General features: G+C 43.5%; 14 protein-coding genes. All 14 read right to left on the bottom strand.

Going from position 1 to position 12,871, the window contains the following annotated elements; all coding sequences use genetic code 11:
• Positions 1-172: 172 nt before the first annotated feature.
• Complete coding sequence (gerQ, locus tag MHH93_RS01350; protein WP_500053293.1) at positions 173-634, bottom strand: spore coat protein GerQ; 462 nt, start codon at positions 632-634, stop codon at positions 173-175.
• 75 nt (positions 635-709) lie between these two features.
• Positions 710-1,132, bottom strand: coding sequence for a cell wall hydrolase (locus tag MHH93_RS01345; RefSeq protein WP_500052345.1), 423 nt, complete (start codon positions 1,130-1,132; stop codon positions 710-712).
• A gap of 159 nt (positions 1,133-1,291) precedes the next feature.
• Entirely contained in the window at positions 1,292-2,956 is a 1,665-nt protein-coding gene (locus MHH93_RS01340; RefSeq protein WP_500052342.1) for a hypothetical protein, read from the bottom strand.
• 204 nt (positions 2,957-3,160) lie between these two features.
• Entirely contained in the window at positions 3,161-3,910 is a 750-nt protein-coding gene (locus MHH93_RS01335) for a glucose 1-dehydrogenase (protein WP_500052339.1), read from the bottom strand.
• Between the two features lie 147 nt (positions 3,911-4,057).
• The gene (locus MHH93_RS01330) at positions 4,058-4,450 is read right to left on the bottom strand and encodes a DUF2500 domain-containing protein (RefSeq protein WP_017688132.1); all 393 of its coding nucleotides are present in this window, start codon (positions 4,448-4,450) and stop codon (positions 4,058-4,060) included.
• A 233-nt stretch (positions 4,451-4,683) separates the two neighbouring features.
• Positions 4,684-5,829, bottom strand: a complete 1,146-nt coding sequence (locus MHH93_RS01325; RefSeq protein WP_500052333.1) for a collagen-like protein — start codon at positions 5,827-5,829, stop codon at positions 4,684-4,686.
• Positions 5,830-6,138: 309 nt separating this feature from the next.
• A complete protein-coding gene (locus MHH93_RS01320) occupies positions 6,139-6,732 on the bottom strand; it encodes a C39 family peptidase (protein ID WP_500052332.1) in 594 nt (197 codons plus the stop codon).
• Positions 6,733-6,791: 59 nt separating this feature from the next.
• Entirely contained in the window at positions 6,792-7,286 is a 495-nt protein-coding gene (locus MHH93_RS01315; protein WP_500052329.1) for an AAA family ATPase, read from the bottom strand.
• A 29-nt stretch (positions 7,287-7,315) separates the two neighbouring features.
• Positions 7,316-8,062 (bottom strand): class I SAM-dependent methyltransferase, encoded by a 747-nt coding sequence (locus tag MHH93_RS01310; protein ID WP_500052328.1) that lies wholly within the window; start codon positions 8,060-8,062, stop codon positions 7,316-7,318.
• Positions 8,063-8,101: 39 nt separating this feature from the next.
• Complete coding sequence (locus MHH93_RS01305; protein ID WP_500052326.1) at positions 8,102-8,524, bottom strand: NUDIX hydrolase; 423 nt, start codon at positions 8,522-8,524, stop codon at positions 8,102-8,104.
• Positions 8,525-8,550: 26 nt separating this feature from the next.
• Positions 8,551-8,976 carry an NUDIX hydrolase gene (locus tag MHH93_RS01300; protein WP_500052325.1) on the bottom strand — a complete coding sequence of 142 codons (426 nt, stop codon included), beginning with the start codon at positions 8,974-8,976 and terminating at the stop codon, positions 8,551-8,553.
• A gap of 57 nt (positions 8,977-9,033) precedes the next feature.
• Positions 9,034-9,813 carry a phosphotransferase gene (locus MHH93_RS01295; RefSeq protein ID WP_500052323.1) on the bottom strand — a complete coding sequence of 260 codons (780 nt, stop codon included), beginning with the start codon at positions 9,811-9,813 and terminating at the stop codon, positions 9,034-9,036.
• A 59-nt stretch (positions 9,814-9,872) separates the two neighbouring features.
• Positions 9,873-11,666, bottom strand: a complete 1,794-nt coding sequence (locus MHH93_RS01290) for a serine hydrolase domain-containing protein (RefSeq protein ID WP_500052322.1) — start codon at positions 11,664-11,666, stop codon at positions 9,873-9,875.
• Positions 11,667-12,302: 636 nt separating this feature from the next.
• Positions 12,303-12,821 carry a DUF3231 family protein gene (locus tag MHH93_RS01285; RefSeq protein ID WP_342570247.1) on the bottom strand — a complete coding sequence of 173 codons (519 nt, stop codon included), beginning with the start codon at positions 12,819-12,821 and terminating at the stop codon, positions 12,303-12,305.
• Positions 12,822-12,871: the final 50 nt, after the last annotated feature.

Here is a 12,871-nt window from a genome sequence, read left to right as displayed (position 1 = left end):
AGTGCCATGTTTTTATCAAAAGGTTACGTCTGACTCGGTCTATTGAAACAATTTCGCATAAATGCTTATGTAAAAAGCCGTCCCGTCTACAGATAACCTCCGCATTCGGGACAGCCTGAAATTCAGTATGTGTCAGAGATGTCAAATATCCATTGAAATCGTGAAGCGCCGATTAACGTCTGCTTGGAGCTTGTGGGTAGTTACCTACCACGCCCGGATATTGATACAACAATGGCTCATCAAATGTAGCATAGTCGAAGTTGACCATCAACAGCATGATCCGTCTTCCTGTCTTCGGGTCGCTGATAATAATATGGTCACGCCCCGCTGCTTCAATAATACCTTGGAATATGCGAGCGTTCCATTCTTTGTTGCCTTCGTATGTCATGTAGAACGTTCCGAATTTGCCAAGATTCAGACGCAAAATATTCTCGATGTACGATTGCTCAAATTGAGGAGCCGTTGTTGTAACCACAGCACCCGTGGGTGTCATTGGACTTCCGCTGGATACAAGTGGCGGTACACTAGTTGAGCTAGGGGATACCATGCCTGGTGTTGGTGACATGCTAGGCATTCCGTTACCAATTTTGTATGACGTACCTTGAACCTGAGAATTGGCTTGTTGACCCAACACAGAATTCGCTTGCTGACCCAGTGTTTGAGTCGTTGGTTGATAAGGCTGATTAATCATTGTGATTCCTCCTAAAGTTTAATATACTTCCGGACAGTCATCGCCTGTCGGACTGAAGAAACAATGTGCTTTGAAACGTCCTGTATTTTGCTGGTTATACCACGTATCCGGACAGTCGCCCACAGGTCGGAAAAACCACAACGAGTTGCTGGCTGGCCAAAACCGTTCTCCATTGATTACACGTTGCGCCAGACGAATCTCGGATTGTCTCGCCCGTTGGTAGAAGTATCCCTTCTGTGTTGACTCGAAGCCTCCGGGGTTCTGAAATACCATGCGGTTGATGTCTCGAATATCCCCAAAGTCCAGACAGTCCACCAGCACCCGGTTCACACCTACATTGCCTACAAGCAACATGCCCTGTTCGCCGTCACCTTCAGCCTCCGCCCTCAGCAGTCTAGCGAGCAGCTTGACGTCCTCTGAGTTGGCTTTAATAACAGCCATAGTTTGTTACCTCCCTTATTTCAGCTGTTCATCACCGTACATCGTATTGTGCAGGAGCCCATTCGGTGACACGATTCCATCTTTTTTCCACAAAAAAAGCCCGGAACCCCACCCAAGGTGAAGTCCCGAAGCAATTCATTTCTTATAATACTCGCCGGTTTAAGGCTTGGCTTCAATCCAATAATCGTAAGCATGAACAATGTTGCCCTGGTAAGCCTGATGTTCGGCCAGCAGATCCGGAAGCTTGGCAAGCTGAAGTTCCATCTCCGCTGCCCCTTTCTCATAAAAAGAAATATGAGGACCTTCATGATTCTGCTTCATCTCAACCGAAATCATCAACCTTTTGCCCAGACGATCTGCAATCTCCATCTCCTGACTCACAACAGCAGCAATGCCATTGGACCCTTCTGCATGATTACGGAATGCCATCATCGACACATGATCAAGTGTATCAATCATAAACTCTGTCACAGACATGTCTTTTCCCGGCAACGGGAAGGTATCCAGCCATACAGCAAGATCTGCACTTGTTTCAAGATCGCTGTCCTTCTTCGTTTCTTCCTGGAAAAATGTAATGTTGGCCGCCCATTCAGTCAACAGGGTGTCCGGATTACTTTCCCACTCCGGCAAAGTGTAAGGCTCAATATCCAGATGGATGCCTTCAAATCGTTCATCCGGCTCGGATTCAGCATTGTAGTTTTTCACATAATCAATCAATCGCTGAATGCGTGGACGGTTTTCCTTTTTGCCCCAGATCGGGTGTCCGCCCATCGCATGGATCTCAATGCCCTGCGCTTTTGCCCTTTTCACAAAACTGCGGTAACTGGAATAAGGTTGATCCAGATCTAACCGAACATACAACCAGTTAATATTTTGCGCTCTCGCAAACTCTAGTATGTGCTCTCCCCCGTCATTCGTCACCTGAGAGGCCTCCCAGATATACGTCCCCCGAATCTCGGGTGATGGCAGTTCTGATGGCTCCAATTGTCCCCAGTATACGATGTCATGTACAGCAGAACCAGCGTAGGAAGTATGGCTGCTGAATGCTGCGGCAACTTCTTCCATAACGCTTTCCAGCTGCGATGCACCTTTACCGGCAAATGTCGTAAATTCCTCACCAGGCATGGGTTTGGTGTTCAACCCAACCGTGACGCTTACATCGCTGGTATCGGCCCAGTTCATTTCCTGTTCAATTAAACGGATAATCCCATTATTCCCTTGTGCGTTATCACGGTAAGCGAGTAAAGTGACATGATCTACTTGTCCAATGAACCAACGTGACAATGGTTCGTTATCTGCATCCCCAGCAACTCTATTCCCTGTAACGGTGTACGAATCCAGCCAAAATGGCAGATCCATATTCATGGCAACTGCACCATCCTGTCTCACTTGCTCAAATAACAGATTCATATTCGCTACCCAGGATTGTACCAGTGACTGGGCATCTTCTTGCCAAGCTGGTAACACATAGGGCTTGATATCCAGATGAATGGCATCAAATTGCTCGTTGGGCTCAGCAGCCTGATTGTAGTCAGTTACCCATGACGCTAATCTGAGCATGGGGCCTTCACGGCCACTTACCGCCCAGGATGGATCACCTCCCAGCGCTTCAACCGCAATACCTGCACGGCTAGCTTTGGCTATAAACGTCTGGTATACCTCCTTGGAGAGTGTCATGTCTACATTCACGTACAGCCTGTTTATCTTATGTTTAGCTGCATTGGCCAACAGCTCATCTCCGTTGCTAACAGACTGTGCCTGCCATACCCAGGCCGCCCGTATATCCGCGCCGTCAGCTTCAGCAGGTGACTCATTCCCTATCATTATCATCCCTCCGATCAGCAGTAACAGCCAAAATACCTTCCGGGATTGTTTCCCGAACATATACTCCCTCCATTCCTCTACTGTTGTAAAATCACATTTATTATAGCAACCGAGTTATCAAAAACAAATAAGCCCAAGTGCTTAACTTGGGCTTATTACTCTTAAGTTGGTATAGCGGAGGGCTCGTCCGGCTCTATCCCGGTTCTAGTCCTCATATATCATTTTTCGGGTCATGCCTCCATCAATAACGAGGTTGGTCCCTGTGACAAAGGTATTGCTTGGATCAGATAAATATAGACAAGCACGGGAGATATCGGAAGGAACACCCACACGACCGGAGGGATGCTGTTCATGATCCTCCTTTTTCAATTTATCCATGTCACCTGTCTCAATCCATCCCGGACTGATACAATTGACCCGAATTTGGTCTTTGCCCAGTGAGACCGCCAGCGCATGTGTCAGAGCCACAATCGCTCCTTTGGAAGCGGCATAAGCTTCGGTATCCGGCTCAGACATCAGTGCACGTGTAGAAGCCATATTGATAATGGCACCCCCGTGTTCATTGCTTTTCATATGTTTGGCTGCTTCCCGACTCGCCAAAAAGCAGCTTCTCACATTCGTATTGAGTACATCGTCCCATTCTTCCAACGTTAGCTCATAGGGTGATTTCCATTTGGCGAGTCCTGCATTATTCACCAAAACATCAATTTGTTTGAATTCATCTACGGTCGTACGAAAAAGGTTCGTAATGTCACGCTCGCTCCGAACATCACATTGGACAAAAATGGCTTCTCCACCTTCATTACGAATGGAAGCTGCGGCTGCCGCACCCTCCGCTTCCTTGTAGTCAGCAAGTACAACTTTGGCCCCGGCAACCGCATAAGCCTCAGCCACACTCCGTCCTATTCCCTGAGCGGCACCGGTTACAACAACGACCTGATCTGTAAATGACATATTCATTGCCTCCTCTATGGTAATGATCCTTTGATCATAATCTCATTATGCCTCTTCTTATATAAATACACGTCAGGGCCATTAAGAAACGCTTGTCCAGCAAATAATCAAAAAAAGCTCACGCCATCCTGGCGCAAGCTGCTCGGTTTAACCACGTAGGCGTTCAGAATACACGCGATTATATCGCTCGAAGCCTACATAACGCGTTCCTTTGAATGAGAGCCGTCCTTCGTCCCCCTCAGCGCACAAACCATACTCCTCGCCATTCACTTTGAATTCGAGCCGATCTCCACTCTCTACTTCAAAGGTGACGTAGTATAACGTTCGTGCTGTACTGCCTGGTTCAGATTGCGACTGACTCATCTTCATCCGTCTGCTGGTGATACGTGAAGGCACGGTCAACAGCGGCTCCGAGTTGTTGCGTCCCCACCTCCATACCTCTTTTCCCATCGACAGAAGGACTATACCTATAATCAGAACAAATACAACCGGAAAGACGGTTCCAAACAAATCAAACATCCAGGATGATTCAATGCCCATGTCTCTCCCTCCGTTCATACAACTTAGGACAGCCGGAGTCTTGACCCGTCTTCTGTAATGTATATGCGGACGGACACGGAACTTGTTAACCCGATTAAATATTTGAACAATAAAATCAAGGAAGGAGTGAATGAATACATATGTACAACATCAGCTCCAACGGAGATAACAGTCTGAGTAAAGCACTGTGATCTCCGTTCAAGCACACCAACGTTACCATTGGGGATGCATATTTAATAAAGCAAAGTACAATTAGCCAGGGCTGTTAACGGACTCATGCTAATTGTGTGATCACAAGGTGCCGATACAGGTCTTGTTCCGCCCGCAAGTGGCGTAATTGTTAACGCAGTAGAATTACCAGCTGGGTTCCGAACGGTCAGAATAGAATTAATCACGGTTGTCTGTACCAAGGCCATACCCACAATCTGAGACGTTCCCGTAGCTCTCCCAACTACTGTAGGGGCCAAATCCGTCCCATTGAGGGTCAAGATTAATTGACCCGCTTCATTGATGCTCACTTGGAACAAAATCTGATACGTACCAATGGCTGCCAGATTGAATGAACTAGGCCCCGTGCGGGCGATCGTTGTTCCACTTGTTGGCCCATCCTGAGGAAAGCTTACATCCGTACCGGGAGCAACCGTTGCAGCATTATCAGGTGGCATCAGTGCGAAAAAGTCAGCGAATCCCAGCACGCTTCCGGCTGCTCCTGTCGCTCCTGTAGATCCTGTTGCCCCAGCGGGACCAGCTCCTCCTGTCGCTCCTGTCCCACCCACTGCTCCAGCAGGGCCTACCGCTCCTGTTGCACCAGCTGTACCTGCCGGGCCTACTGCTCCAGCAGGGCCTGCCACTCCTGCTGCACCGGCTGTGCCTGCCGGGCCTGCCACTCCTGTCGCACCCGTCGCCCCAACAGCTCCAGTGGGGCCAGGAAAACCTTGAGCTCCAATTGCACCGGCAGGCCCAGGGTTACCCTGCGGACCCTGTGGCCCTACAGCCCCTGCCTCTCCCGGAATTCCCTGGGCTCCCATGGGTCCAGCAGGTCCGACCGGACCTTGAGAGCCTGCGGCTCCAGCAGGACCAGGCTGTCCCTGAGGTCCTTGTGGTCCAGGCGGCCCTCCCGCCGGTCCTTGAACTCCAGGTGGCCCTTCTACCCCTTGTTTACCTGGAATACCCTGTACACACTGCACGCCTTGTATCCCTTGTGGTCCTGTTGGGCCAACGACAGTAGGAGTAGATATGTTCACTTCTGGAGGCGGACATTTTACGTGAACGAACTTCTTAACCACTTTCAATCGGCGTTCTTTTCTTTTAAGTTTACACGGATGTAATGCTGCCTTTTTTCTCTTCATTCGTTTCTTCACTTCTGAATGACTCACCATGTGGACACCTCCCTATGGACATAGTTTAACGTAAGTATGTAGATGAATAGATGCGTGGACGAACAACCAATTTAATTAAAAAGCTCAGCTGATTTACAAGAAAACTATAAATTCCGTAGCAATTGCCCATACGTTTTATCTATATTTCATAACCATCGACTAAAGCGAACTTGTTTACGTAGGGAGATTTGTTCACAGAAAAACTCATGCCAATTGGGCATGAGTTTCATGTTTTAACCATGCAGATTTTTCGAATAATGCCGATTCGTTCGTTCAAAGTAAAAATACCTGTCCCTTGAGCGGGCCTTCTTAAATCTGCTTAGGATGTACAACGATATATGAGTTTTGACAAAAGGGTAACCACGAACTCCATAACGTGTTTAGTTCACTTATGCTGATTTTTCGGTTGTAATACTCTTCATCACAATTAATCTTGTGATCTAACGATTCAGCCAAGTAAAAATGCGTTTCATCGTAACCAACAACAGGAACAAAATGCAAGTAACGTTGTTTGGCATGGACTCTAATAAATAAAATAACAGGTACCCCTTGACTGATCTGTTGCTTCAACGTATTCACATTACCACGTAAGTACTTTGCCTGGTATCCTCGCTTTCTGAAAAAAACAACAACCGCTTTCGGATATACGGTTCCATCCAGTAATTTGCGAGGATAGGTTTCATAAAGCTTAGTACCGTTGGACTCCAAACCGAAATGTCTCAAGACGAACGCACTGGAAAATGCAGCACATTCATAATTCTTTTGCATATCCAGTCGATTGGAAGATTGAATGTAATATGTACTTGGCACATTGACGGTGTTCATGCGATCTTTCTTGGGAAAACTGAAATAGATAGAGATCACCCAGAGGATGATCAACCAAAGTAATACATTGAGAAACAATACTTGTCCTCCTTCGCTTAGCAGACGATATACACTACTCTTTAAGTATCCTTAGGTATTCATTCCTCGCACCAGTTTTTTAGAACCCATTCTTTAATCTGTTCAGCCACTTCCTCTGCTGTAAGTTCTGCCGTTTCAATTTTTTGCATTGGCGGGTCAAATGCAGTTTCCGAATTCTGAAGTAGCCAATTTGCAAAATTCTTGTGATCTTCGATCGAGTTCTCATCCCACCCACGAGCTCTTAAACGCGTCTCGCGAGTAACGTCGTCACAATGCAAATTCATATATAGAATTCGATCAAATCGATCGATGTAGTCGGACGATGCAATGTTTTCCGGCACCATCGTTCCGCATAAAATGGTTCCTCGTCCACTTAGCGATATGCTATACGCAATCCTCAACCAATTCTCTTTGGCAATCTGCCTATCCACATTATCGATGATATCCATATCAAAGACGTCAAATTCGGGAAGCTGCTTGCGAACAAGCGAAGAGATCGTTGTTTTTCCTGTTCCACTTGCGCCTGTCACTATAAATAAAGGTATTTTGTTCATATAAGTTCCCCCAATAACTAAGTCCGCTTCTAAAGTTTCCTCGCTTTGATCACAAAGGTTACAGGTAACACCTTCGCTCTTTTAAGGAGATTATCGCTATTATCATGTAATTGCATAATATCCTCATCGGATTCCTCGATCATGTGTTCAATGACAAATCCCGCTTTTGCTAACGCATTGACATAGGTTGATAGTTGACGATCAGCCAAGGTTAGTTCACCCTGAACAAAATCAGGAGATACCGCATACCACGATTCATCAGAATATGGCTTATTAAAAACAAATCTATCGTTTTCTTCAACAACACATCTATGAATTGGATGAGACCAGCTGAAAATAAAAATGCCATCTTTCTTTAAATAAGAAGCGATTCGGCTGAAAGTACCTTGAAGATCAGTGGTCCAACCGATGGCATAAATCGAATACACAGCGTCAAAATAATTCGTAGGAATACCACATTCCTCTTCCATGGGTGAACTTATCAATGTTGCCGAAATACCGTGTGTCCTCAAGTGTTGTTGTGTCTTTTCTATCTGTTTCTGGGATATATCCATACCCCATAGCTCGCCAGCTTTGTGGTCTCCATGATACTGCAAGGATTGACCATCTCCACAGCCCACCTCTAACATCTTTAATTCTGAGACATCACCAAAAAGTTGGTGTTTTTCTTCTGAGATAAACGCTCCATAATGTGGAAGCACGATCGCTCTCAAAAAGTCATTCCCTTTTGTATTCCAATAGAAGCTGTTTGTTTCATAAACACTGTTCTTGTCCATCTGTTAGCCTCCCTTTATACACTACATACAACCAGAACATCACTTGTTACCTTCGTTGAAATATGTAATCTCATTTCCATTAAGTAAGCTTGTAAAGCCGTTCTTGTAGTAAGGCATCAGTTCATCTGCCTGTGTTATATCCAACCATGCCATCTCAGAGATTTCATCTGGTCTTGATATCCCTTCTCCCCCTCCGACAATTTCTGCTCTGAATGTGATAAAAATGGCATGTTCCTGTATTTCTTCAAATTTACACTCGTTGATTGCTACAATACCGTGCACGCTAACATCAAGTCCTGTTTCTTCTTGGGCTTCCCGGATTGCTGCTTGTTCCCATGATTCACCAGATTCAACAGCTCCGCCAGGCAGCGACCAGCTTGAACGCCCTACATTCTTTACTGCAAGCACTTTAGACTTGGATGGATTGGTCAGTAGTGAGTAAACTACATCGACTCGTTTCATTGATATGAACCTCCTTTCCGGAAACATTAAATATTATTCTTATCACTGAACTCAATGCAAAAAGGTTGCATCTCAGGGTTCAAGCAATACTCTATTCTTTCTCTGAAGTTTTTCCATTCGACTTTTAAAATCGCTTCTTCAATTGGAAAGAAACCAGACTCTAAACTCTCCGATGATGTCATTAATTCCCCACCTATCGGTCTTGCTAGAAATAATGTGTTACAGATTGAATTTTCGATATTCTGAAAGATGCCGCAGAATTTGATGATTTCAATGTCGATGCCAGATTCTTCTTTCGTCTCTCTGATCGCAGCTTGACTAAGAGATTCTCGTTCTTCCACTTGACCACCTGGCATTTCCCATCCTCTTCGTGGACCTCTAATAAGTAATAATTCATTTTTGTCGTTGATCACGATTGCAGCGGCAGATACGATATGTTTTGGAGGGCTCATTTTTTCGACTCCTTCTATAGAGATTGATATACGTTGGAATATAATAATAAAACCAGACTAAAAGAAGTTATATATCCCGTCTTCAAAATAATTGTACTCTTCATCCGTTATTCTTAACTTTCCATACCCGTTATAAAATATTTCTTTATCTCTTTCATTATCAAACGCATTAAGTTTTGGTCTAATGGCTAATGCTACATCATATCTTGGATCGCCATATGCCGCTCCTGCCCAGTCAATAACTCCAACAATATTGCAATCATTAACTAGCACATTATCTATAGTAAAATCTCCATGAATGAAAGTATGGTCTATTGGTTTTGGCCTTGCTTTTTTCAACTGTTGAAGTCGTTCTGCTGAGCCGTCTACAGCAAAGTGAGTTAGATTATATTCTGCTTTGTTAAGCATTGTATCTAACCAGAGACTGTCATTATTCAATAATTCAACAGGACAAGAACATTCATGTATTTTCTTTAAACAGAGCCCAAAGTTAAAAATCGCTTTTTCTTTACTTTGAAGGTCAGGCATCGTAGAGAGAAATTCTCTTAAACTTATTCCGTCAATATAATCCATCAGAAGCCATCTCGATGTCTCCTCAGTATGAAACAAAAATACCTTTGGAACAGGGAGTCCCGAATGATGAAGGTATCGAAGCATCTTATATTCATCGGATAACCATTCATTATATAGATCGTTTTCTGTCTTCTTGATGATGTACTTTTGGTCGAACGTATCCAGAATAGCCACAGTAGAAGTATGACCTTGCTTAGGAAAAGTGATTTTCTGAACTTTCCCTATATGTTCTTTTATTTCAATGGGGAGATCCTGAATATTCATGGTTTCGTCCTTTCTGTTATTTCGTACCCTTTCTGATTGAGTGCACGTTGCATATCGCTCTAAAAGTACAAATCCCATCCCATAATAAAAGTAGCAAATAGGAAAGCAGATATGCCAGACATGATATAAAATACCGTTTGCTTTTTACTGTAATTTCTCTTCAGCAATTTGTAGAACATCAAAACAAGGTACGCCGCTGCTAGAATCACATAAACCAAATTGAAGATGAGATGGATGCGTAATGAAGAATAGGGGGAAAAGCCTAAGGCGCGCATGAACAATAGAGTCGTATTTAAAATCAATGCTACACTGGCAATATTAATAGCAATATGATACTTATCAAAGCCTGTACCGGGTCTTTCCCAGTTTTTTAATTTGTATTTGGATAACCGAATAATATAGCCAATTATCGCTCTCAAACTGAGTAGGATGGCTACTGCAAGCGCAATAAAAGATGCTTTGATCAAGTTTATCGTCAAGTTGGATACGGGCAAAAAGTCATTATAAGGAATGGAGACCTTCTCAATAGTCCCGTTACGCTCAACAACATTTGCAAAGTTACTAAGGTCAAATGTTGTATACTTCTGCAGACTTAACATCGAATATGCCTTCGTAAAACCGGAAACGACCCGTCGCGCAGGCAGATAATATCCTCCACTCTCAGATGTAACCGAATTTGTACTGAAGCTACTTCCAAACACTTTTTGGACAAGACCAACACTATAAGCCATTTCATTTGACTGGTTTGTCATGACCACTAACCCAAATTTAGACTCCGGGTCAATAACAAATTTACTTGTAAAGCCCGCCGTACTTCCAGCGTGTTCAAGTGCAGGCACCCAGTACTCCACTTCAAAGAAGCCATGTGCAATTCGAGGATTAGAAGTTCCATCATAATATAGACTTGGTGACAGCATCTCGTCTAACGTTTCCTTATTCGTGAATAATAAATTGCTATGATCCACCGGCATTAAAGCTGCGAGAAATTTAGCTGCATCCTCTGCTGTGCCAATGGCGGCCCCCGCAGGGTATAAGCTTATGTATGCTCTGTTCTTAGGGATGAGTTTCAGACTCGTAGTGTACCCTTGAATCTCATTTCTCTTTTTCAAGACGTTTAGATTATCATGCTGTGACGGGTGCATCGAAGTTTCTTTCATATTCAGCGGTTTAAATATATGTTCATTTACATATTTATAAAATGGTTGTCCGCTTTGCACTTCAACGATGTAAGCAGCCATAGCCGTACCATAGTTTGAATAAGCAACGACACTCCCAGTTTTATCAATCTGCCTTGGCTCAAATTTTTGTAAAGCTTCACCTAACTCCACAATATCACTCTCGGATGAATACCATAAATCGATCAATCTATCCTCCCACCCTGCGTTATGATGCATTAGGTTCCTTAGGGTGATGGGAGCATCGTATTCAAGCTTCTTAAGAAACCCTTCTGGTAAATATTCCTGAATATCGGTATCCAAATCAAGCTTCCCCTGCTCTACAAGTTGCATAACACTCGTCCAGACTAACAGTTTAGAGGTTGAACCCCATTCAAATACACTAGAGGTGTCTGCCTGTCTCTTTTGCTCAAAATCTGCGTAACCATAGGCCTTATTCACAATCGTCTCACCGTTCTTGATAGCTACAACCGATACGGCAGCGGTTTTCTTTTGATTTGTGGCCACATATGAATCAATCGTTTCCTCTAGTGAAGACAACGCAATTCTGGAGGGTGTTGTCTCCACCTGCTCTACCTCAGCGCGCGCAGATACCGGACATGTCATTATGATGAATACAAGTACAAGAACAGAAGCGATTGCTTTATTAACATAGGAATATTTTTGATTAATCTTCATCCGCTACCCCCTTATTATCTAATATAGTTTTCATGCCTTTATAACAAAGACTATAGGGAACATATTTGATTTATTGGCAAAATTGTTATTTTGTAGTTGCATTAATTCATCATCAGATTCCTCAATCAATTGCTCAATGGCAAATTCAGTTTTGGCCAACGTATTCACATAGGTTGATAATTTACGACCGATAGTGGTGGCTTAAATCAATTCCACATTTTGAGAAAATTACCTTAATTATTTCTATAATAACCCATGCTGCAATATTCGCGAAGTACATTTAAAAGCGCATACATTTCACTCCAAATCAAAAAGAACCTCAGGAGCGTTCTTCGTGAATATAGCTAAGCGTTATATCAGACCCATCTTACTATCTTTTCGCTGACATAAGTTTGTAGTTATACAAGTTGATTTATTGCTTCCCATCTGAGTTTTAGTTATAAAAAGTATCATTTATATATTGAATCATATTACGCATCCTCCCTGCCTTGGGCAGCGGAAAGAAAGCATCGAACAGTTAGAGAGAGGTGTCCTATGGAATAATATATGGTTACATATCAATCCAGCAACATAAATTATTTTAAAATATAAAAATCCCTGCTAACTTTTAATGTCAGCAGGGATCCTTTTTCATTTTTAAACTTCCACAGCTTCCGGTCTTTTCACTTGAAGAGGCGGAGGAATAAGCCACCCTTTTTCTTTACTCATTTGGAGAATACGAAGGCCTAAAGCGGTTTTGGTAACGTGATATTTCGCAAATAAGGCTCCGATATCTTCTCTAATGGATTGGCCCATAACTTGACTACAAGCAACCAATCCCATTGAAGTATCAGAAGCAATACTTGCTGCTATCTCAGGATCTGTAATCCTTGCACCAACAGGAATGTCTTCCAGTTTTACTGGAGGTCTTTCTGGTAAAACTGGTGTTGTAGCAATTCCGTTATCAATGAGGAGAGTATCACACTCTTTGATCTCAAGTTTAGCTTGATCAATTAGTGCCTCCAATATTTTTTTCAAATCTTTATCTCCTGCATGATTAGAAAATGCTTGGTAAAAGGAAAGTGCCCCCTTCGCGACCGTTGAACATTGCCATACGCTGAAGATTTCACCGTAATGCATAGGTTCATTTTTTGGATTACCACTTAATATTCCCATCATAACAGCTCCTTCAAATTTTAATGACCACCAGAAGTATAGTTCCATGT

It is taken from the genome of Priestia sp. FSL H7-0729 (assembly GCF_038005685.1).
In the GTDB taxonomy this organism is placed as follows: Bacteria; Bacillota; Bacilli; order Paenibacillales; family Paenibacillaceae; genus Paenibacillus.
Note: the sequence above shows the minus strand (reverse complement) of the source record. Positions and strands in the feature narration are given on the sequence as shown.